Source organism: Roseomonas chloroacetimidivorans, from assembly GCF_049629625.1.
Taxonomy (GTDB): Bacteria; Pseudomonadota; Alphaproteobacteria; order Acetobacterales; family Acetobacteraceae; genus Roseomonas; species Roseomonas chloroacetimidivorans.
Genome location: NZ_JBNBZS010000001.1, coordinates 1 through 21,434 on the forward strand (window position 1 = coordinate 1; position 21,434 = coordinate 21,434).

Here is a 21,434-nt window from a genome sequence, read left to right on the forward strand (position 1 = left end):
TGGACCGCCTCGTCCACCACGCCACCATCTTCGAGATGAACGTCGAGAGCTATCGCAGGCGCGCTGCCGTCGAGCGCAAGCGCGGTCCCGGCCGCCCGCCGACCCGCGCGACAATCAACACCTCATCTTGATTGTCGCGCACCACTGAAAAGTCCTTGCACCCATGCCGCGGCGCGACAATCATCCCCGCGCCGCGACCAAGGACTCTCATCCAGATTGTCGCGCCAATCGCATCCTGATTGTCGCGCCATAGAGGAGTACCAGAACACCGTTAGCCGCCTGGTAAACGCCGCTCTGGCTGCCCAGAAGGGCACACAGACTGAAGGTGACGCTCAGCGCATCGGTAACGAGATCATGTCGAACATCAACGACACGGCCTATGTGCGTCAGCGCCTCCTAACACTGCGGCAGATGCAGGCCCGCTCCGTTCAGCAGTCTCAAGAGAGTTTCCAGACCCGACGCCGCGAGCTGGGCCTACCTGAGCGTGATTTCTCGGGCTTCTCCATCCCAGATGCCCCCGTGGCGCCACAGGCCGCACCAGCTCCGACAAGCACTGGCCGCCCCGGTCAGGCACGCGGAGCCAATGCGAATGGGCTCCGGCGCTTCAACCCTGAGACTGGGAGGATCGAGTGATGGCCCAGCTGATCGCCCTCCCGAACGGTGAGCAGGTCGAGTTTCCGGATGGCACCCCTGACGACGTCATGGAGAAGGCCCTGGCCGACTACATCAAGGCTAACCCGGACGCAGCAAAGCCACCCCGCCCGGCCGAGGACACCCGGTCCGCTGGAGAGGTGGCCGCTAACAGCGCCGGGCTGTTCGGCCGGGGCTTCAACGACACCCTCGCAGACGTAGTTGGCGGGCCCGTGGACCTGGCTGCCGCTGGCATGCGCTACGCGGGTCTACCTGTTCCAGCCGAGCCCGTAGGCGGGTCCGCTAGCGTCCGCAGGGGCATCCGTGCTGTCACGGACGCATTCGGCACACCAGCTGCCCCCATAACCACCCCGGAGCGCCTAGCCTACGGCGCTGGCCAGGGCGTGGGTGAGGCCGCTTCGATTGCCCTACCCGCTGGCGCGATCGCCAGGGGCGCTAGGGCGGGCACGATGCTCCAGGGCACAGCAGAAGCCCTGGCCGCTAACCCCGTTCTACAGGGCGCCAGCAGCGCCATAGCGGGTGCCACCACCGAGGCCACCGATAGTCCCTGGCTGGGCATGGCAGCGGGCATGGTTGCCCCCGTGGCAGCCGGAGCTGGGCGACGAGTCATCTCTCCTGTCCGTCAAGGCCTCAATGCCGAGCAGCAGCGCCTAGCCGATGTGGCACGCCAGGAGGGCTTGGAGCTGACCCCTGGCCAGCTGACGGGTAGCCGCACACTCCAGGGCACCGAGAGCGTGTTCGGCGAGCTGCCCTTTACCCAAGGCCCCCGCCGCGCCCAGATCACGGAGCAGCAGCAGGCTTACAACCGGGCTATTCTACGCCGCGCTGGCGTGGATGCCGATCTGGCTACCCCCGAGGTGCTGGCAGATGCACGCGCCTCGTTGGGACAGGAGTTTGCCGATCTCAGCGCCCGAAACAGTTTGGACGCGAACGGCTCCACCCGCTTCCTCAATGACCTAGCCGCCCTCGACAGCTCACTGGACGATGCCAGCGGTGACGTAGCGACCCGCGTGCGCGGTCTCATGGACGAGCTGCTGAACAAAGCGGACCCGCAGACCATGCGGATCTCGGGTGAGTTCTACCAGAACTTCCAAAGCCGATTGAGTCGCATCATCCGTGAGAACGGCCATAACAGCGAGCTACGCAATCGCATTCGTGACCTCAGGGATGCTGTGAGGAACGGCATGGAAGACAGCATTCGCCCCGAGGATGCCGCGCAGTGGCGAGACACCACACGCCGCTATGCCAACCTGAAGAATGTCGAGAACGCGATGAACACGGGTTCCAACGCGGCGACCAGCGGCAACATCAGCGGTAACGCGCTGGCCCAGGCCGTGAAGAACAGCACGGCCGGTGGCTTTGCCATGGGACGTGGCGACCTCAACGACCTCGCCCGAGTGGGTCAGCAGTTCGTGCGCGATCCCATCGGCAACAGCGGTACGGCCCAGCGCACGATGTTGATGAACACGCTCAAAGGCAGCGCGCTCACGGGTGCAATCGGCGGTGGTGCCGCCACGGTGGCCAGCTTGCCCGCAGCGGCAGCCATCGGCACTGCGGGTCTTGCACTGCCCAAGCTGGCTCAGCTGGCCTACGACACCCGCACGGCACGCCGATACCTGACCAACCAGCTGGCAGCCAACTACCGGGCACGCAATGCCCTGCCGGGCGTTATGGCGGCCGACATCGCGCGACTACGAGGACAGCGCGATGAGTAAGAAACGCTTGCTCCGCGCGGACCGGCCTAAGGAAGTGCTCGGCAAGCCCATCCCCATGAAGGACTTGAAGCGCCGGTCACCAAATACGGTCTTCGCGGACACCAAACGGGACAATCCCGAGCTGTATGCGGAATGGCGCGCAAAGGCGGCTGCAACAGGCCGGTTAAGTAGTGGACGCACACCGGGAAGCCGACCAGGCTTCCCCGCGAGCGTCATAGCAGCAACAAGAAAGACCGCACAGAAGAAGGCGGAAGAGAGGTTTAAGAAGATGGCAGACGATGGACTAATCGACACAGACGACAAGATTGCCAAGAAGGCCATGTTGAAGCTGCTCGAAATCATCAGCATGAACGACAGCGTTCCTGACGCGCATCCCAACAAGAGGCCCGTCAGCACCTCCGACGAGATCAAGGCGGCCAGCAAGTTGCTGGAGTTCACCAAGGCCAAGCCCATGACCAAAAGCGAGGTCACGGTTAACAGCGCCGAGGACTTCCTCAAGAGCCTGCTGGCAGAGGAAGAGGACAAGAAGGAGAGCTAATGGACGAAGCGGCCATCAAGGCCCTTCGACTCAGACTTTACCGTGACTTTAAGTTCTACGCCGAAAAAGCCCCGCTAAAGATCAAAACCAAGAAGGGTGAAACCTCCAACCTAGTCCTCAAGCCCGCTCAGTTGCGGCTGGTTGAGCTAATCGAAAAGCTGCTGGTCGAACGCGGCCGCGCCCGAGTGATCATTCTCAAAGCGCGCCAGCAGGGAATGAGCACCGCCACGGGTGGCTACCTCTATTTCAAAGTCAGTCAGAACCCAGCCAAAAAGGCCGTGGTGGTCACCCATAAAGCCGAAAGCACGGCCAATCTTTTTGACATGACAAAGCGGTTCCACGATGGCGTGGACAAGTTCGTTAAACCCAGCACCAAATACGCCAGCCAACGCCAGCTCCATTTCGACAAATTGGACAGCGGTTACGCGGTGGCGACAGCTGGTGGTGAGGGCATCGGCCGCGGCGACACCTACTTCTACGCCCATCTATCCGAGCTAGCCTTCTGGCCAGTGAGTAGCGCCGAGGACAATTTCAACGGTCTCATGCAGGCCGTGAGCCCGGCCGATGGCACTGTGGTTGTCATTGAGAGCACCGCAAACGGCGTCTCCAACCTCTTCTACCGCGAATGGCAGAAGGCGGTGGCCGGTGAGAGCGACTTCGTTCCCCTCTTCATCCCCTGGCACGCGGAGGCCGAGTATCGCGAGCCTTGCCCCTCTCCCCTCGTCCACAGCCCTGAGGAGCAGGACCTAATCCGCCTGTTCGGCCTGGATGATGAGCAGCTGATGTTCCGCAGGCTCAAGATCGCTGAGACAGATCCCGACCGCTTCCGCCAGGAGTATCCCAGCAACCCGGACGAGGCGTTCCTAACTTCCGGTGCCCCGGTATTTCCCCCAGCGCACATCGAAGCCCAGCAGCGTCATACAGCCCCTCCCACCGCCCTCTACAGCGTGGACAGCCAGGGCTTGCACCCGAACCCCAGGGGTACCCTCGCAATGTGGCAGGAGCCCCGTGCGGGTGAGCAGTATTTCGTCTCTGGCGACGTGGCGAGCGGCAGCACGGCCAAGGGCAAGGACTGGAGCGTCAGCCACGTGCTCAACAGCGACGGCCAGGTGGTCGCCCGCTATCGGGCACAGGTTCAGCCCGACGTGTTCGCACAGCACCTGGAGCAGATCGGACTCCACTACAATGAAGCTCAGATCATCGTGGAAAACAACAATCACGGCGGCACGGTGTTGAACGAGCTTTACAAGCACCTCGGCTATTCGAACGTCTTTACGGAAACGGTGATCGACAAAACCACCGAGGAAGAAACTGTCAAACTCGGCTTCAACACCAACAAGCGGACCAAACCCCAGCTGATCGACAAGCTAAAGAAGGGTTTAAGGGAAGGACTGCTAAATATCCCAGACAAGACCACGCTGGCTGAACTCAGCACCTTTGTGGAAAAGCCAGACGGCGGAATGGCCGCAGAAGGCAAAAACCACGACGACTGCGTGATGAGTTTGGCGTTGGCCTATTGGATCCACGAACGACGATGGGAGCCGATTACGAACCAGGAACACTGGTATGTTGAAGGCATTTAAGGGACTGAATGGCAGATAAGAAAAAGAAACTCGGGGACAGGGAAATCGTCAGCGTCCTAGACCACCATCTAAACCGGGCTGACAAGCGCGGGGACACGACCCTCAGCAAGGAGCGGGAAGAAGCGCTCAAGCTCTACAATGGCGAGCTACCTGCCCCGCCGCAGAAGCGAAGCCAGTATGTGAGCCGCGACGTGGCGGACGCGGTGGACAGCACCAAGGCTGTCATCCTCAACGCGGTCAGCCGAGGCCAGGGCACAATCGAGTTCACGCCCATGGACGACCGGGATGAGGAAGAGCCCCGCATCGCGACCGCCTACTGCGATCACGTCCTGTACCGCCTCAACAATGGCCCCCGCATCCTGCACGACACGCTGCACAACGGCCTCCTGGCCCGCAATGGCATCGTGAAGGTCTGGTGGGAGCAAGACATCCAGACTGAGGACTACGAGGTCAAGGGCATGGAAGATGCCATCGGCCTCATGCTGACCGACCAGAATGAAAACACTTTGGAGCTTCCCGCCGACGCCACGTTCCTCGTGGACCCCGAGACGGGCGAGATGAGCGGCATCATGCAGAAGAAGGTGGATAAGGGCCAGATCCGCGTCGATGTCATCCCACCCGAGGAGTTTGTCATCAGTCCCGATGCACGCTGCATCGAGGACGCCACGTTCGTCGCACACCGCAGCAAACGCCGCATTGCAGACCTTGTGAGTCAGGGATGGGACGAGGATCGACTAGAGGCTGCCAGCAAGAGCAACAGCCTGGACAGCAGCCCCGAGCGCGTCACTCGTTCGCTAGAGGGCGGCGGCGAGGGCTTTCAGCACGACGACGAATACCACGACCGCTACGGCGCTGGTGAGGTGGAAGTCGAGGAATGCTACATCCGCATCAACCTGGACGGAACGTTCACCAAGCGCTGGCAGATCACCAAGGTAGGCGACTACATTTATGATAAGCAGGTTGCCGACACGGTTCACTTCGTGAACTTCTGCCCCCTACCCGTCAGCCACAGCTTCTACGGCAGCAATTACGCGGTGCGACTCAAGGACACGCAGAATGCTGCGACCACCCTCACCCGCAGCATCCTGGACCAGACCGTAATCAGCAGCTACCCGCGCTGGATGGTCACCAAGGGCGGTGTATCTAATCCCTCTGAGCTGACCGACCTACGCTTCGGTGGCCTCGTCAATGTCAAGGATGCCAACAGCATTGGGCTTCTGCCTCAGCCCCAGGTCAACCCCTACGTGATGACCACGCTGGAGCTGATGAAAAGCAACGCCGAGAGCATCGGTGGCGTGAGCCGAACAGCCATGGGCCTCAACCACGACGTGGTTGGCAAGCAGAACAGCGGTGCGCTCTTGGATCAGGTCACGAGTGCCAGCCAGCAGAAGATGACGCAGGTTGCCGCATGGCTCGCGCGCTTCCTGGCCGACCTCTACCTCGCAATCTACGACTTGGCACTGCGCTACGAGCGCAAGGAGGTCATCGTCGAGGTGGCAGGCAACTTCGTGCCGGTCACGCCCGAGGCGTGGCGCGAGCGCCGTCATGTCACAGCTGAGATCAATCTGAGTCCCGAAGCCAAGATGGGCGAGGCCACCAAGCTGGCCAACATGGTTGCCATGTTCAGCCAGGACCCCGTGTTGGGCAACATGATGGGACCGGAGCAGAAGCGCTACGTGGCTGCCCGATACCTACGCCTCATGGGCCTTCCCAGCGTGGATAAGGTCCTGCTGCCCGTGGCCAAGATCCTCCAGCCGCAGCCCGACCCCAACATCCAGCTACAGCAGCAGCTTCTACAGGCTCAGATGCAGGCCAATGCACTCCAGCACCAGGCATCTATCGCCAAGGCGCAGGCCACGTTTGAGGCAGCCCAGATGCAAGCGCAGATCAAGGCCCTCAAGGCCGCCCAGGACAACGCCGTTGCCAACCGCAAGGCAGAGATTGCCGAGGCGGAATTGGAGCTGAAGAGTGCCGAATTCGACCACGACGTGGAGATGGACAAGGCAAACCTGGAACTAGCAAAGGCCAACGGCCTCGTAAGCGCCGCGGTCAGCCTACAGAGCAAGAACTAAACCATGACCGAAGAAGAACTAAAGATTATCGAACGCGGCACAGCCGCTCAGCAGCTACTAGAGAGCGAAGCTTTCCAAGCCGTGCAGCAGATCGTGGAACTGCGCTACCTCAACACGCTGATGGCCAGCACGCTTGAGGACGTGGAAGGACGTGAAACCGCGTTCCGCAAATTCCACGCTCACCGGGAGTATGCGGCCGAGCTACAGGATTGGATGGTGGCCAAGCTCAACGTTGAGCTTCGCAACCAGGAAGACGAGGGAGATTTCCCCTCCTGAATAAATAGGTGTGAACCTAATTTCAGAGGGACACCCCAATGAGTGACACTACCGGGGCCATCCGAGAGGACGCCACCAACACCGTAACTGCTCTCACCGATGAGCAGGCAGAGCAAGCCTTTCTAGACCGCTGGCAGGACGCTGAAGAGCCATCCACCCCAGACGACACCGGAGAGCGTGGATCAGACGAGGAAGACACTGCCTCGGATGAACACGAGAGCGGCGATACCACGGACGAGAACGATGAAGTCCACGAGGACGCTGAGGAAGCCGAACAGGCCGAGACCAAGAGCGAACGCCGCATCGCGGCTGACGACGACGAGGTAGAGGTCAAGGTAGGCGACGAAACCCTCAAGCTATCCGTAAAGGACCTCAAGCGCCTTCACGGCCAAGAGTATGCGCTGAACAAGAAGTCAGAAGCAGTAGCCGACCTACGCAAGTTCAACGAGAGCAAAGCCGCATTTCTGGACAAGAAACTGGATGCTGGTCTTGAGCGCGCTGAAAAGCGTTGGAAGGAATACGAGGGAATTGATCTCAACCTCGCAGCCGCCGACCTCGCTACCGGCAGGCTGTCCGAGGCACAGTATCAGGCCCTCAAAGCTGAAATGGTTGAACGCTGGGACGACCTGCAAGCTGCACGCAAGGAAAGAAGCGAATTCCGGAATGCAGTTGAGGCAGAGCGCACCAGAGATGAACAGGAGCGATTTGAAAGGGTCAAGGCCCAGATCATCGCCAAGCACCCCAACGTTGATGAGCTTGCACCCAAATTGCAGCGCTATGTCACGGAACAGGGTCTAACACAGGCGGAAATCCGACAGTTTTTCCACCCCGCGCTGTTCGACTTGATGAACAAAGCTCGCCTGTATGACGAAGCCCAGGCACGTAAGCCGGAAATCAAGAAGGTGGTTGCCGAACCCAAGAAGGTTCTTAAGCCACAGACGAGTTCGACAAATCAGCGATCCACTAAGGCCGATGACGCTATGCGCGATCTACGCCGATCCGGCTCTACAGACGACGCCGTGAAAGCTCTCATGGCCCGGATGGGAGACTAACCAAAAGAAGACGATCCAGAAAGGACGCGATGCCAACTTTTAACAGCACACAGATTGTCGGAAAGAAGGAAGACGTTTCCGACGTAATCAACATGGTCAGCCCAACAGCTACGCCATTCCTCTCCAGCATCAAGAACGGCAAGGTCAGCAATACCCTGTTCCAGTGGCAGGAGGACAGCCTAGCTGCCGCTGCTCCCAACGCTCAGGTTGAAGGCGCTGACGCCACCGCTGAGACCTCCAGCCCCACCGTTCTCCGCACCAACGTCACCCAGATCCTCAGCAAGACCATCCAGGTCTCCGAGACTGCGGATGCCGTGGACGTTTACGGCCGCAAGAAGGAGAGCGCCCGACTTCTGGTCAACAAGGGCAAGGAGCTGAAGCGTGACCAGGAGTTCGCCTATCTCTCCGGCCAGACGATGGTGCAGGGCAATGGCTCCAGCACGGCCAGCAAGACGGCCAGCATCCAGGCACAGATTGACAGCTCCGTCACCACAACCCTCGGCACTGCTGGCCCCATCACACAGGTAAAGTTCCTTGAGGTGCATCAGAAGGCCTGGACTGCCGGTGGAGACCCCTCCCGCGTGCTCTGCAAGCCCGCTGACAAGGTGGTTATCGCCAGCTGGGCTACACAGACCAACCAGACTCGCGTTCTCAATGATAAGAACACCACGCTGACCGGCGCAGTGGACATCTACGTGACGCCCTTTGGTTCCCTGGCAATTGAAGCTTCGCGCCATCTCCGCACCAGCGACTGCTTGATCTATGACCCCGACATGATCGAGTCCGCATGGCTGCGCCCATGGTCCACGCAGACCCTGGCCAAGACCGGCGACAGCAACAAGACGATGATTGTGGGTGAGGTGGGTCTAAAGAACGGAAGCCAGTTCGCACACGGACTACTTTCCAACCTGACCTAATCGGGTTGACAAGCGGCGGGAGTTTCCTCCCGCCGTTTTCATGAGCAAACCATGCGGAAATACTAAATACCCGCATGAAGATCATCAATCCCACAATCGACCTATTGGGCGACGACGAATTAGAAGCCATCAATCACAGCCAGTGGATTGATCCGGGATTTCTAGCTCAGCTGCACGAAGAGCGTTCGCTAGCCAGCCAGCAACGCTTTGGCGAAATGGGCAAAGTGGCGAGCATTCCCAACATCTTTGTGGAAAAATGGCTGCGAGAGGGTTTCGACGTTTACCGTGAAAACCCAAAAGCGATTCAAAAGAAACTGATTAGCGAGGGGCTTGAGCACTTCCTCGCCACAAACAAGCGCTTCTGAGTGCGGGGATAGCGGATGAATTACGGACAAATCAAAGAGCAATTCGCATTCGTGAACAACAATCTCGCGGTGCCAGATGACCAAATCCCTCTCTACATCATGCGAGGCCTCGCGCGCATCCAGCGTGACCTAAAGTTGCCGTTCATGCTCCAGGTCAATGTGACGATTGCCGGCGATGACTTCGGTTACGTGGCAAAGCCCAGCGACTTTCTCCGTCTGCACGAAATACTCGTGAACGGACTGCCCCTCAGCCGCGTGGGCCTAGCCCGCTTCTTCAAGCTCGATGCAGGCCACGGAATCAAGCCCGAATACTGGACTGATTTGCGCGAAAAGATCCTCATCACGCCTAAGCCCGCAGCGGGGTCGGAAGTCGTGTTGATCTACTACGCGGCCATGCCAGCTCCCGTGCTCGACACGGACGAGAATGAAATCATGCAGCTGGTGCCCGATCTGCTCATATACGCGGCATTGGTCGAGGCGGCCACCGACATGTTGGCGGACGACGCAATCAGACAGCTCTGGGAACAGCGCTACGGCGAACGCGCAAACGACCTTCAGCTGCAAGCAGACGAAGAAGCCTATGAAGGCCAGATGACAGTGGAGGCGCCAAGCTGCGACTACTAAAATGACCGACAACGTTCCAGGAAGTTTCTACAGCCGCACAGGCATCGCACCGAGCGTCACAATCGACGTAAACAGCCAGCTTGAACAGGCTGCCGCGATCAGCGCGGAAGTTAATGGCAAGGTGCAGGAGGTTCAAACCGCCCTAAATGCCGTGGATGAGAAGATCGCTACAGTGCAGACCACGAGTGACCAGATGGCCGCAGATGCAGCCGACGTGCTGGCCAATACCACGGCTGCAATCGACGGCTACGCCAACACGGCGATGGCGAACATCATCAGCACTGCGACAGCATCGGCCCAGAATGCCTCCGCCAATGCCACAGCCGGCGTGACCAACACGGCCAGTCAGGTCATAGAGACAATAACCAGCACCAAGGACAGTGCGGTCACGGCCATCACCACGGCCAAGGACAGCGCGATTGCCAGCGTAAGCAACAGCTCGTCTAGCGTGATCGCCGCCACGAACAGCGGCATTGCACAGGTCAACACAGCACGTGATGAGGCGATTGCGCTCGTGAGTGCCAGTACCAACCCAGCCGTTGTTACGGCCCTCGGCTATACCCCGGCCAACAAAGCGGGTGAGACCTTCACGGGTCAGGTTGCCGTCTCTCAAAAGCTGACCATCAGCCGCGTGGGACAGGGCGGCGATCCTGCCCTATTCGTGGATGGCGGTAGCGGCACGGCGAAGCGAGTTGGACTCTTGACTGACGGCAAACTCCGCTGGGTCCTGGGTAGCAACAATGGAGTCGAGAGCGGCAGCAACACCGGCTCCAACTTCTACCTCCAGCGATATGACGATGCGGGTGATGTGATCGATGTGCCCATGGCAGTCCAGCGCGCTACGGGCGCCATCACCTTCAACAGCACGCCGTCGGTGAACGGCAGTTCGCTCTGGCACAGCGGCAACCAGGCCGCTCCAGATGCGCGCTACCTCAAGCTCTCAGGAGGCACGCTCACCGGCGCCCTAACTCTCACTGGCAGTCCAACAGCAAGCTTACACGCCGCCACAAAGGGTTATGTGGACTCAGCTACCGATCTGCTGCTGCCGAAGGCGGGTGGCACCATCGCAGGTGGCCTGACAGTAAACAACGCCCTGAATGTTGGCGGCACGATCGCCTCCAGCTCTGATGGCACTTTCTACCGAAGCGGCACGCCCAGCACGGGCGCTATCAACTTCGGCTCCAGCGGCCAGCGTTACCTCTACAGCGACGGCACCACAATCTCAACCAACGGCAACTTCGTTGCGACGGGCAACATCTCTGCACCCAGCATCGTCGCCAACAGCGGGAACGTGAGCGCCACGGGCTCAGTGTCCGGCAGCTATCTCTACTCCTCCGGGAACATTGATGCGGCAGGCAACATCGGCACGAGCAACACCATCTCATGTGGCACGGTCAACGCTGGTGGCAACATGACTGCGGGCAACGTAATCACTGGCGGGCGGTTCCTGTGCAGCACAATCGAATACGCCTACCAGCAGAACACTGCCTTTAATGACGGCCAGAACAACTACTACAGCCAGTTCGGCGGCGGTGACATGGTGGGTTACAACTATCGGCTCTTTGGGCGACACATCACCGGCGTGAACGCGGGCTTCATCATCCAGACAGCTGGCCATGGCTGGTTTTTCGACAATGCGGGCAATGCGACAACCGACGGAACTTGGATCAATGGTTCAGACAGCCGCGTTAAGGAAGACAAGATTCAGATCAGCGGCGCGCTGGACAAAGTTGTCACCCTGAGTGGCTATACCTACAAACGTGTGGACTTGCCGCAGATTGATGGCAGTTTCCGACGTGAGGCAGGTCTATTGGCCCAAGATGTTCGAGGGGTACTGCCGGAAGCCGTGTTTGTGGGTGACAAGGCCCCGGTCACAGACCCAGATGGCGAGGGATTCCTCAGCCTCAACTACAACGCCGTGACGGCTTTGCTGGTCGAGGCGGTGAAGGAGCTTGTGGCCAAAAACGCTGCCCTAGAGGCTCGGGTGGCGGGATTGGAAGGCTGAGCGATCACGAGGTTAGGGCCTGAAGCACTGGGTCGGGAAGGCGCGTAGGGTACAGGTCGAGGACGCCGAACTCGCCGAAGGCGGCACGCTGTCCCAGCACATCATTGCCAAGACGTAGCCTGTCGATCTCAGGCAGACCCGCAAGGGTGCTGACCGCGCTTCCCATGACACACCACGACACGCCTGTCGCGTCCCAGGCAATGGCGGCCCGGAAGGGTACACTGGGCGTGAAAGTGGCCAAGACGCTGGTCTGGGCTGTCGCGCCAGCGATGATCTGAACTCCACGAAGTTGCGCCCCGTTGCTGCTGTTCTGAATCGTAAGGCGATTGCCGGAGTTGTTGGGGTCCAACGACAACAGGCACTGAATGTCTGCTCCCGCGGCCTGCGGGAGCATGAATGTCCCCACCAGTGTTCCCCGCTGCCTATGTGCTGCGGTCAGCAGGTAGGTGGCCAGATCATTTGCCCGCGTCGTGAGCGCTGGAGTACCTACCGGGGGAAGGATCAGCGAGGACGCGAACGGGGCAAGCTCCAGCTGAGGCGCAAAGATGCGGAACACCTCGTTGCAGACCTGACCGGCCAGTGTGTTCATCCGCAGCACTGTCTGGATTGAGGCAGTGGTTGCTGGGAGGGCGCCGGATGTGACTGTGGCCAGAACCGGCGTGGCGGTTTCCGGTGTAATCGGGGCGCTATAGTAGCCGGTCCCATTCGTATCGACATTGGAGGCATCGCGCGGCCGAACATTGAGGTTGCATGTGTTGTATCCGGCAAACGACCCGCTGATCAGCATGACGGCCCCGGACAGCGTCCAGACCTGACCCTCCGCAGCCGCCACCCCGGCGTTTTCGAAGTTGACTGTATGCAACTGGTTGACTGAACTGGTTCCGGTGAAGGCCACGTCGATGTAGGGGCGCCCAAATGCCGTGCCGGTGCCCACGATCGTGCGCGCCACACCGGAAGCGTTGCCCACGAAGCCGGTCGTGTAGGTCGGACCTGTCGTAGGTGCGGTAGCGCCGTCGAAACGGGGATTACGGATGTAGTTGGTCCGCTGCCCTTCGATCAGCAGCCGCTTTGCCGGGCCGTTGAAGCGAGGCACGTCGTTACCAACCTGGTAGAGTGTGGTGTTATCCTGGCCAGTGTAGATGGCGCCGGACGCACGAGTGAATGAGACTGAGGGCGCAAGCGACGAACTGCCCACGAGCCTGATCGCGGACGTGCTGCTGGCCATGGCAAGAAGTAGCGGCATGGCTTAGTCTACCTGACGAGTAACCAGCGTGATCGTGCGAGCAGCAGCCTGGTTGACCGGGGCGGCACTCGTGCCACTGCGGAGCCGGATGAGCTTGGCACCCACGAACTTGGCGGGCTCGATCAGGATGTGCGTGCCGGTTGCGGCGCTGATCGAGACCTCACTACCCGTGGCATCGAAGACGTTGTTCCAGGTCGCGCCATTGTCCACGCTGCACTGGAATGTCAGTGGGGCTGCGGTCCAGGCGCCGGGCATGACGATGGCCACAAGGCTCTTGTCATCCAAATCGACTGGTCCGCTGAGTGCAGCACCATTGGCAATTGTTGCCGAAAGTAGTGTTGGATAGGTAAAAATGCTCATACGCGGTTGACCTCGCTTTTCTTGTTCTTGGCGGCGTTCACCGCTTTTCAGTCGTATTTACCCTAGAGGGCTAAATACGCGACGCGAGGAGCCTTTTCCCCGCCAGATTGGGGACACAACATTGGAAACAGTTCTCACACTCTTCACTGGACCTGATAAGCGCAAAACACCACGCGATCCCAAGGACTCAATTACGCTGAAAATGGATGAGGCTTTTGCAGCCCATCGACGCCTTCTGGCCGAAGTCCATGATTTTAAGTTGGAGGTTGCGGCTCTCATTGCCAAACTGAAGGAGGTGAGCCGTGGATGATTTCAGCTCACTCGCATCAATGGGCACTTGGGGCGCCTACGCGGCCGCGGCACTCACTGCATTGAAGTGGCTTCACTCGGCTTGGAAAGACAGCAAGACCGATAAGCGCGATGAAGCCAAGGAGCTGCGTGATGCCCTAAAGGCGGCAAACGACCAGATCCGGGAAATGACGTTGGCGCATGCGGAAGTGGTCGAGAAGCTGAATGCAGCTGGGCTAGCCAAAGATGACAAGCTGCTCCAGGTCATGGAGGCCTACCGGCTTGGGAGCGTGAGCATGACTGATGCGATCAACAGTTTCCGGCGCGCCCTCCAAGACATGAAGCCAAGCGGGTCGCGTTTATAGTACAGATGGGCCGAACCCAGTAGAATGCTCGGGCTCACATGCCGCTCAGGTCGTATTCGAATGGAATGTAACATGCCAGGCAAGGTCAGCAAACTGGATGGAGCCAAGCGGCAATTAGAAACCGCCATCGATCTGTTTTTCGACAGTCAGGACAGCCTCTCAGTGCATACACTGGCTTGGGCTGCTTTCAAGGTGCTTTTCGACCTTTATCCACACCGAAGTGACGACGGCTTCGCCACGAAGCTGGACAGCATAATCGGAAAGGAGGGGTGGAGGTCGATGTCGGGCGTGGCTAACTTCCTGAAGCATGCAGACAAGGATCCGGAGGCCCTGCTGGTCTCACATCATCCGATGCAGGGCATGGCGCTGATTGGACTTGCTACAATTCTGTACCGCAGGATAGCGGGTGAATTTACTGTCAAAATGATGGCGTTCGATTATTGCATGGAAGAGCTCGCTTTTGACGAGCTAGGCATTCCAGAAGCTGACGAGAACAAGGAGCGCGCCGCTCGCTTCAGAGCGATCCGGAACCAAATTCGTGATTTACCGTTCGATGCGCAAATCGTGGTAGCAAAGAAGCTGTACCTGAGTTTTCTGGAGAACTACGAGGTGGCGAGATCTAGGGTGGAGCAGGCGAACGCGGATGGATTGACCGTAACACAACTTTTGGATCGGCACATTCCGAACAGAGATTTCGGATAGACCAAACCTCGGGATTCTGAATTGCTGGCCGGATCCAGGAAGGCTCGCTGTTCTCGAACATCCCGTGAAATCAAGCCCCGCAGGAGGCGGGGCTGCAACGCTTTAGAGGGATCGCGAGCGGGTTCTAGGTGCGGTCAATTTCCACGACCTCAATCCGAACGTCGAGTGCCCTCAACAGGGGCTGAATGCGCTCCCACTGAACGTAAAACTCCTCTGCCTCGATTTTAGACATCGTGATGGTCTTGGTCTGGTTATTAAGTGTGACCGCGAAAGTGACCATTTTCCCAGCTCCGGCCTGTTTAACCCGAGCCATTCACGAAGCTGCCCCATGGGAGAATCAACCTAAGATTTAGGAAGAAATCGCCTTTCTTTGGTTGAGCAATCAGGAGAAAGGCGTTTTATGTCCCGGGGCGCAATGGAGCGCATTTGGAGCTAGCAAATGAGCATTCTCAGCACCCTCAAGCTTTCCAACGCCCGTCGTACAGCTGACGCTAACGATCCCGCGCAAAAGGCGCGTCAAAATGTGCTGAAAGCCCTCACGGAACAGCGTGCAGCAGTTGAGGCCGCGATTAAGGGCGAGAAATTCCAAGCCAAGCGCGGCAAGGGCGAAAAAGCGGTTGATAAAAAATTCCGCGCTTGGTGGTTCAAGCAGGGCAATGTTTTTCACACCGAGGTCAGGTATGGCGTTGCTGCGCTCGATCTCGGCCAGGGCAACACCAGCATCGAGTGCGGCCCCAAGCTGGAGGACGTGCTGTCCACGTTCGACGTGATCCGGCAGGCCGTGGAAGCTGGAGAGTTGGACAAGCCCCTGGCCGCAGCCAGCGCCAAACGCGGGCGTAAGGGCAGCAAGCAAGCCCCTGCGGAGCCCGCCAGCACACCCGCTAAGGGCAAAGCTACTCGCGCAGCCTAGTCCGCCCTCAAACCCTACAGGCCCCGCTGGCGCAAGCTGGCGGGGTTTTCTGTCGTCAGGCAGCCCGCCGTGCCGCTCGCATCTCGTCCCGCCACTCATACACGGTCAGCTGACGCGCGGGTGGGTGCTTGATCGGGGTGAGCATGCTGGCTTGTAGATCGGGCAGCTCGCGCGTGCTGCAGGCGGCGTCGTTTCGCCACCTCCTGACCGTCCACGGGCTGACGCCAAACTGCCGTGCCACCGCCGTGTCACTTCCTGGTGTGCTTGCAACTTGGCGGCGGAATTCTTCGGAGTATTGCGGCCTGGGTTCGATAGCACGCTTGGCCTTGGCAGGGCTCGCTGTCACCACGCCGAGTTGGCGACGCCATAGCGACACGGTCATGCGGCTAACCCCGAACATCTCGCCGACCTCTTTTTGAGTACCTGACGTCTGGGCTACCTTGAGCTTGAACTCCGCTGTGAACTTCGGTGGCCGACCCAACTTGACCTTAGGCGTGGCTGCCGGCCGCTCTACGGGCAAGGTGCCGTTGCGCTCGTGCCTCCGATACCAAGAGCGGCAGTTCATCACTCGTCGGACTGTCGTGCCGAACTGCGCTGCGACTTCGTCAGGCGTGCCAGCTGCCTGTGCGATGCGAATATGGTCAGCGCGGGTGAGCTTGTTACGTGGTGATTGTTCCATACCTCTAATTAGCGTTGCGGCGTCCGAGCAGCAGAGTTACTTGATGCCATGAGGAAGAATCCAGACAAGACCGGCTTTAACTGTCCTTATTTTGCGGCTATGGTCGCGAGCAAAGTCCGGCTCATGACTGATTATCCGGAGATCATTGCAGGGTTGGCCCCCGTAAAGATGGCCGCCGGCGGCGACGGACTCTCAATCCAGGGAGACACAGTCCTCTTCAACCCCGAGTACATCGGACGGTTGACCTTCGGCGAACTGACGAGCGAGCTTTTGGCCCTTTATTTCAGGATGTCGTCCACACGCAGTGTGTGAATGCTGTGATCATAGTGGTTGGAGATCTGCTCAACGCTGGTGCCGCAGTTCTTCGCGATGAGGTTGATGTCCACGCTCTTTTCAATCATACGCGTGATGGTCGTGTGACGCAGGCTGTAGAGCGTGCGAGCGCGATCCTGATCGTCCTTTTCCATGCCGAGTTCAGCCAGAGTCTCGTCGAAGCCGTGACCAAACCGGCACTGCTTCCAAACGAGATCGGTCAGGGCTGTATTGGGAGCCAAGGTGCGTAGCTCGTCCAGCACGTCGCCCAGGGCAGCATCCACCAGCACGGCGCGGGGTCCCGTTTTGCCCTTGCGGACCTTCACGACGAAATGCCGCTTCGGGGTCAGGCGCTCCTCGATGTCGCACCACCGCACGCTACCGGGCTCCACACCGGGCCGCATGCCGGTCAGCAGCTGGAAGCGCACGTAGAGCCACAGCAGGCGCCTTGCAGCTTGGTGGTGTTTCTTCGGCGTCTGCGTGATGCGTTCTTCCAGGTGCTTGAGCAAGCGCGCCTCCTCGGCCGCACTAAAGCCCCCTCGCCTGTTCTTGGTAGGCTCCGTGGCCTGGAACGTGTTGACCTCGGCCGCTGTGACCTTCTTGTTGACCAGAGCCAGGGCAATCGCCTGCCGGATCATGCTCTCGTAGGTGGTACGAGATGCCACGCCGGGCTTGCCCGTGTAGCTGTTCGGCATCTTGACCACGAGTGGCTTCTTGTAAGCCACGCCCTGGTTGTTCTTCGTGCGGGTCTGGGTCCGGTAGGCGCTTTTATTGGCCTCCCAGGTCTCAGCGTAGTGGTCGTGGAAGGCTTGAATGCGCGGGGTGTCGATTAGGTCCACGCTCATGTCCCCGAAGTAGGGGATGAGGTAGTTGGTAATGCGGTCGGCCCATTCCTTCGCTCGCTTAATCCTACCAGCCCTGCCGGTGAGTTCAGCTTGCTTGGTCAGGTGGACAATGAAGTCCTCAGCGGCCTCTCGGAAGGTCAGAACCTCGTGGCTGAGGCCGCGTTGATCGCGCCATTTGACCTCCTGGTAGCGGGCCTCAGCTACGGCCTTGGCTTCGGTTAAGTCGCGCTTGCCGGTGGTCAGTCGCTCGTAGCCGCCACCCGGCAGGGTTAGCCGGTACTGCCATTTGCTGGACGCACCGGGATTGCGGGTCAGGACCAGCTCACCGTCGTGCAGCTTGACCTTTTCGGGTTGAGCCATGGGCGCTGCGGGTTTGGGCAGCACCAAGTCATTTTCTGGCCCCTTTCGGAAAAGGGGTACTACATTTGCCATTCGTTTTCTCTCCAGGCTGTTTTTCCGATCTGCCTTGCTGGAGAGTTACGCTCGCTCAGTTAGATAACCTTGCAGGTTCCTTGCAAACCCATTTCCGCTTTGGTAGAATGTTTTTAACACATTACTTGCGGAAATCAGAAATTAAAAAGCAAGCATCACCTTTTGTTCTCTTGTTCTTGCAGGTTCTTTGTATCACGTTCCCGTAAGTAGGTCAGGCAGTTTCCTGTGGTTTCAAAGACTTAGCGAGCATAACCCGCTGCACCCACAAGAAGACCATCATGATCAACATGGCCTGACCAGCACGGGCCAGGAGGAACGCCGGATGGACACCAATACGCCCACAGGCGTCCCGACCCTCTCGGTCGAGGGCGGGATCGCCACCATCCGGCTCCACCGGCCCGAGGTGCACAACCGCATTGAGCCCGCCGACCTCGTGGCGCTCCGGGACATCCTGGAGCGCATCGCGGCGCATTCCTCCGTGCGGGTTGCGGTGCTGACAGCCAGCGGGCGCTCCTTCAGCTCCGGCTTCCATATCGGTGAGCTCAGCGGCGACGGCCCGCATGACGAGATGTCCTTTGGGCGCGTGGCTGATCAGCTTGAGGCCCTGCGCGTGCCGACGATCTGCGCGCTGAACGGCGGCGTCTATGGCGGCTCCACCGACCTGGCCCTGGCCTGCGACTTTCGGATCGGCGTGACGGGGATGGCCATGTTCATGCCGGCTGCGCGGCTGGGGCTGCACTACTATCCCAGCGGCATGCAGCGTTATGTCAGCCGCCTTGGGCTGAACACGGCCAAGCGCCTGTTCCTGACCGCCGAGAAGCTGGAGGCCGAGGAACTACTCCGCATCGGCTTCCTCACTGATCTCGTCGCGCCCGGTGGGCTGGCCGGGCGCACGGCGGAACTGGCCGCGACCCTCGCCGCCAACGCGCCGCTCGCAGTGCAGGGCATGAAGCAGGCGCTCAACGACATCGCGCGGGGCAATGCCGATCTGGCCGCCATCGCCGAGACGGCGAGCCGCGTCCGGCATTCGGAGGATCTCCGGGAAGGCCGGGCAGCGTGGCTGGAGAAGCGCGCGCCGCAGTTCAAGGGGCGCTGACCCGCCCTCCCGGTGCCCGGTGCGGCGGTCAGTCCAGCCGAACCTTCCCGCGCCGGACCACATCGCCCCACTTCGCGACTTCCGCCTTCACAAAGGCAGCGAAATCGGCGGGATTCGTCGCCTCCACGCGAAAGCCCTGTTGCGCAAAGGCGTCCTTGATCTCCGGCGCCTGCATGGCCTTGGCCACCTCCTCATGCAGCCGGGCAAGGATGGCAGGCGGCGTGGCCGGCGGCGCGAAGACGCCCTGCCAGGACTCGGCCTGGAAGCGCGGCAGGGCCAGTTCTGCCACGGTCGGCACTTCCGGCAGGAGTGGATGGCGCTCCAGCCCCGTGACGGCCAGGGCGCGCACCGTGCCGGCGCGGAGATGAGGCAGGACCACCAGCACATCGGCGAAGGAGGACCTCACCCGCCCGGCGATCAGGTCCGTGATCGCCTGCGCCGATCCACGATAGGGGACATGCGTCAGCTCCACCCCCGCCTGGAGGCCGAACATTACGCCGGTCAGGTGCATGGAGGTGCCATTGCCCGGCGTTGCATAGGTCATGCCGCCCGGCTCCGCCTTTGCCGCCGCGATATAGGCTGCCAGGTCCGGGACCGGCAGCGCGGGATTCACCGCCACGACCAGCGGCGCCGAGACGACGCGTGAGACCGGAGCGAAGCCCGCCACGGGATCATAGGGGAGACTGGGAAACAGGCTTGCCGCGATGGCGTTGCTGCCCGTCACGCCCATCAGCAGCGTGTGTCCATCCGGCGGGGATTTGGAGACATAGTCGGCCCCTGTGGTGCCGCCGGCGCCGGGACGGTTCTCCACCAGCACCGTCTGCCCAAGGACGGGCGCCATCCGCTCCGCCAGCCGCCGCGCAAGCACATCCGTGCTGCCGCCCGGTGGGAAAGGCACGATGATCCGAACGGGCTTGCTCGGCCATGCCTGCGCCCGGGCGGTGGAAGCCGTTGCCAGACCCAGCCCGCCCACGGCGAAAATGCGGCGCGTGACGCGAAGGCTCATTCTCCATCCCCTTCCCATTCCGGCTGCCCCATGCAGCCCGCGTGCCGCTCAGGCGCCCAGGCGAAAGCGTGTCGGCGCAAAGGGCGCGAGATCCACCTGCGCCGTGCGGCCGGCAACGAGATTCGCCACCTCCCGCCCCGTGCTGGCGGCGCCGCACATGCCGACATGGCCGTGGCCGAAAGCGAACCAGGCATTGCCCGCGCGCGGCGCGGGGCCGATCACCGGCAGGCTGTCGGGCAGGCAGGGGCGATGCCCCATCCATTGCGTGGTGCGGGAGATGTCGAGATGCGGGAACATCTCCTTCCCGCGCGCGAGCAGCACCTCCGCCCGTGCATAGTTCGGCGGCGCCTTCAGCCCCGCGAACTCTACCGATCCCGCCAGACGCAACCCCATGGCCATGGGGTTCACCATCATGTTGTGCTCCACCGCCATCACGGTGTGACGCAGGGCCAGATTGTTGCTTCCGACCGTCACGTGATAGCCGCGCTGCGTCTCGAGCGGGATGGCGGGGCCGAGCTGCCGAGCGAGGCCGGCCGACCAGGCACCGCCCGCCAGCACCACCCCGTCGCATTCCACCTCGCGCCCGCCTTCCAGCCGCACCGCAGCGACATCACCGCCCCTCATCCGAAAGCCCGTCGCACGCGCACGAACGGAGGTCGCGCCATCGGACTCGCAGCGCGCGAAGATGGCGCGGGTCAGCGCGGCGGGATCAGTGGTGGACGCGTTCTCCGGCGCCAGGATGCCAAAGCGGAACCGTCCCTTCAGGTCCGGCTCCAGGAAGACAAGCTCCTCCTCCCCCACGTCGCGCAGCTCGACGCCCAGGGAACGGCGGAGGTCCATGCCCCATTTCCACTGACGCGCCGCTTCCGGCCCGGAATAGACATAGAGGCAGCCGCTGCGCGTCATGAGCGCGGTGGCGCCCGCGCGTTGCAGGATGGGCTCGTAGCACTCGAAGATGGGCGCGAGCAGGCCGCGGAGGGCCGTGGCGATACGCACCACCTCGGCGGGCTTGCTCGCGCTCAGGAAGCGCGCCAGCCAGGGCGCGACGACCGGCGCGTAGCGCCAGCGGATGGAAAGCGGGCCGAGCGGGTCCAGCAGCCAGCGTGGCACCTTCTTCCACATGCCCGGCATGCCCACTGGCAGGCAGGCGGAAGGGGAAAGGGAGCCGGCATTGCCGAAGCTCGTCGCCTCGGCGGGGCCCAGCGGGTCGATGAAGGTCACGCGGTGCCCATCCCGCTGCAGCCAGGCCGCGCAGCAGCTTCCGACGATGCCGTTGCCGATGACCGCAATATGCATGGTGAACCTTATCCGATCCGCTGCAGCGGCAAGCCCCCGAGCAGCAGCCCCGCCGCCGTCGGCAAGGCTTCGCGACAAAGGACGGGCCCTGACGCGCCATCT

The 21,434-nt window shown here is 60.9% G+C and carries 24 protein-coding genes; 17 read left to right on the forward strand and 7 right to left on the reverse strand.

Annotated features, from left to right (window positions below):
- Positions 1–354 precede the first annotated feature (354 nt).
- From ACO1BU_RS00005 to ACO1BU_RS00055, 11 genes are all read left to right on the forward strand, one after another.
- Positions 355–633, forward strand: coding sequence for a hypothetical protein (locus ACO1BU_RS00005; protein WP_424133835.1), 279 nt, complete (start codon positions 355–357; stop codon positions 631–633).
- On the forward strand, positions 633–2,366 hold the full coding sequence (locus ACO1BU_RS00010; protein WP_424133836.1) for a hypothetical protein: 1,734 nt from the start codon (positions 633–635) through the stop codon (positions 2,364–2,366). Before ACO1BU_RS00005 ends, ACO1BU_RS00010 begins: the two co-directional genes overlap by 1 nt.
- Positions 2,359–2,904 carry a hypothetical protein gene (locus ACO1BU_RS00015; RefSeq protein ID WP_424133837.1) on the forward strand — a complete coding sequence of 182 codons (546 nt, stop codon included), beginning with the start codon at positions 2,359–2,361 and terminating at the stop codon, positions 2,902–2,904. The genes ACO1BU_RS00010 and ACO1BU_RS00015 overlap by 8 nt, the downstream gene beginning before the upstream one ends.
- Positions 2,904–4,487, forward strand: a complete 1,584-nt coding sequence (locus ACO1BU_RS00020; RefSeq protein WP_424133838.1) for a phage terminase large subunit family protein — start codon at positions 2,904–2,906, stop codon at positions 4,485–4,487. Before ACO1BU_RS00015 ends, ACO1BU_RS00020 begins: the two co-directional genes overlap by 1 nt.
- Before the next feature lie 8 nt (positions 4,488–4,495).
- Positions 4,496–6,559, forward strand: a complete 2,064-nt coding sequence (locus ACO1BU_RS00025) for a portal protein (RefSeq protein WP_424133839.1) — start codon at positions 4,496–4,498, stop codon at positions 6,557–6,559.
- A gap of 3 nt (positions 6,560–6,562) precedes the next feature.
- On the forward strand, positions 6,563–6,835 hold the full coding sequence (locus ACO1BU_RS00030) for a hypothetical protein (protein ID WP_424133840.1): 273 nt from the start codon (positions 6,563–6,565) through the stop codon (positions 6,833–6,835).
- A gap of 38 nt (positions 6,836–6,873) precedes the next feature.
- Entirely contained in the window at positions 6,874–7,887 is a 1,014-nt protein-coding gene (locus tag ACO1BU_RS00035) for a hypothetical protein (RefSeq protein ID WP_424133841.1), read from the forward strand.
- A 29-nt stretch (positions 7,888–7,916) separates the two neighbouring features.
- Positions 7,917–8,804: an SU10 major capsid protein gene (locus ACO1BU_RS00040; protein ID WP_424133842.1), complete on the forward strand. Its 888-nt coding sequence runs from the start codon at positions 7,917–7,919 to the stop codon at positions 8,802–8,804.
- A gap of 74 nt (positions 8,805–8,878) precedes the next feature.
- Complete coding sequence (locus tag ACO1BU_RS00045) at positions 8,879–9,169, forward strand: hypothetical protein (protein ID WP_424133843.1); 291 nt, start codon at positions 8,879–8,881, stop codon at positions 9,167–9,169.
- Positions 9,170–9,184: 15 nt separating this feature from the next.
- On the forward strand, positions 9,185–9,793 hold the full coding sequence (locus tag ACO1BU_RS00050; RefSeq protein WP_424133844.1) for a phage adaptor protein: 609 nt from the start codon (positions 9,185–9,187) through the stop codon (positions 9,791–9,793).
- A 1-nt stretch (position 9,794) separates the two neighbouring features.
- Positions 9,795–11,798 carry a tail fiber domain-containing protein gene (locus ACO1BU_RS00055; RefSeq protein ID WP_424133845.1) on the forward strand — a complete coding sequence of 668 codons (2,004 nt, stop codon included), beginning with the start codon at positions 9,795–9,797 and terminating at the stop codon, positions 11,796–11,798.
- A 4-nt stretch (positions 11,799–11,802) separates the two neighbouring features.
- Here ACO1BU_RS00055 and ACO1BU_RS00060 read toward each other — a convergent pair whose 3' ends face one another.
- Both ACO1BU_RS00060 and ACO1BU_RS00065 read right to left on the reverse strand, forming a co-directional pair.
- Entirely contained in the window at positions 11,803–13,023 is a 1,221-nt protein-coding gene (locus ACO1BU_RS00060; RefSeq protein WP_424133846.1) for a hypothetical protein, read from the reverse strand.
- A gap of 21 nt (positions 13,024–13,044) precedes the next feature.
- Entirely contained in the window at positions 13,045–13,401 is a 357-nt protein-coding gene (locus tag ACO1BU_RS00065) for a hypothetical protein (protein ID WP_424133847.1), read from the reverse strand.
- Between the two features lie 121 nt (positions 13,402–13,522).
- Between ACO1BU_RS00065 and ACO1BU_RS00070 the strand changes: the two genes are divergently transcribed.
- The 3 genes from ACO1BU_RS00070 (at position 13,523) to ACO1BU_RS00080 (ending at position 14,756) form a co-directional block, all read left to right on the forward strand.
- Positions 13,523–13,711, forward strand: a complete 189-nt coding sequence (locus ACO1BU_RS00070) for a hypothetical protein (protein WP_424133848.1) — start codon at positions 13,523–13,525, stop codon at positions 13,709–13,711.
- Positions 13,704–14,054, forward strand: coding sequence for a hypothetical protein (locus ACO1BU_RS00075; protein ID WP_424133849.1), 351 nt, complete (start codon positions 13,704–13,706; stop codon positions 14,052–14,054). The genes ACO1BU_RS00070 and ACO1BU_RS00075 overlap by 8 nt, the downstream gene beginning before the upstream one ends.
- A gap of 72 nt (positions 14,055–14,126) precedes the next feature.
- The gene (locus ACO1BU_RS00080; RefSeq protein WP_424133850.1) at positions 14,127–14,756 is read left to right on the forward strand and encodes a hypothetical protein; all 630 of its coding nucleotides are present in this window, start codon (positions 14,127–14,129) and stop codon (positions 14,754–14,756) included.
- Between the two features lie 124 nt (positions 14,757–14,880).
- On the opposite strand, the gene ACO1BU_RS00085 is transcribed toward ACO1BU_RS00080, so the two are convergent.
- Positions 14,881–15,036, reverse strand: coding sequence for a hypothetical protein (locus ACO1BU_RS00085; protein WP_424133851.1), 156 nt, complete (start codon positions 15,034–15,036; stop codon positions 14,881–14,883).
- A 159-nt stretch (positions 15,037–15,195) separates the two neighbouring features.
- Between ACO1BU_RS00085 and ACO1BU_RS00090 the strand changes: the two genes are divergently transcribed.
- Positions 15,196–15,666: a hypothetical protein gene (locus tag ACO1BU_RS00090; RefSeq protein ID WP_424133852.1), complete on the forward strand. Its 471-nt coding sequence runs from the start codon at positions 15,196–15,198 to the stop codon at positions 15,664–15,666.
- A 55-nt stretch (positions 15,667–15,721) separates the two neighbouring features.
- On the opposite strand, the gene ACO1BU_RS00095 is transcribed toward ACO1BU_RS00090, so the two are convergent.
- The gene (locus ACO1BU_RS00095) at positions 15,722–16,345 is read right to left on the reverse strand and encodes a hypothetical protein (RefSeq protein ID WP_424133853.1); all 624 of its coding nucleotides are present in this window, start codon (positions 16,343–16,345) and stop codon (positions 15,722–15,724) included.
- A gap of 48 nt (positions 16,346–16,393) precedes the next feature.
- Here ACO1BU_RS00095 and ACO1BU_RS00100 point away from each other — a divergent pair, with 48 nt between their 5' ends.
- Positions 16,394–16,657 (forward strand): hypothetical protein, encoded by a 264-nt coding sequence (locus tag ACO1BU_RS00100; RefSeq protein WP_424133854.1) that lies wholly within the window; start codon positions 16,394–16,396, stop codon positions 16,655–16,657.
- Here the strand turns inward: ACO1BU_RS00100 and ACO1BU_RS00105 are convergent.
- The gene (locus tag ACO1BU_RS00105) at positions 16,624–17,862 is read right to left on the reverse strand and encodes a hypothetical protein (RefSeq protein WP_424133855.1); all 1,239 of its coding nucleotides are present in this window, start codon (positions 17,860–17,862) and stop codon (positions 16,624–16,626) included. The two genes, ACO1BU_RS00100 and ACO1BU_RS00105, sit on opposite strands and share 34 nt — an antisense overlap.
- A gap of 394 nt (positions 17,863–18,256) precedes the next feature.
- Here ACO1BU_RS00105 and ACO1BU_RS00110 point away from each other — a divergent pair, with 394 nt between their 5' ends.
- Complete coding sequence (locus ACO1BU_RS00110; RefSeq protein ID WP_424133856.1) at positions 18,257–19,030, forward strand: enoyl-CoA hydratase/isomerase family protein; 774 nt, start codon at positions 18,257–18,259, stop codon at positions 19,028–19,030.
- Between the two features lie 28 nt (positions 19,031–19,058).
- Here the strand turns inward: ACO1BU_RS00110 and ACO1BU_RS00115 are convergent, their stop codons facing one another.
- Positions 19,059–20,036: a Bug family tripartite tricarboxylate transporter substrate binding protein gene (locus ACO1BU_RS00115; RefSeq protein WP_424133857.1), complete on the reverse strand. Its 978-nt coding sequence runs from the start codon at positions 20,034–20,036 to the stop codon at positions 19,059–19,061.
- A 48-nt stretch (positions 20,037–20,084) separates the two neighbouring features.
- Complete coding sequence (locus ACO1BU_RS00120; protein WP_424133858.1) at positions 20,085–21,332, reverse strand: NAD(P)/FAD-dependent oxidoreductase; 1,248 nt, start codon at positions 21,330–21,332, stop codon at positions 20,085–20,087.
- Between the last annotated feature and the right edge of the window lie 102 nt (positions 21,333–21,434).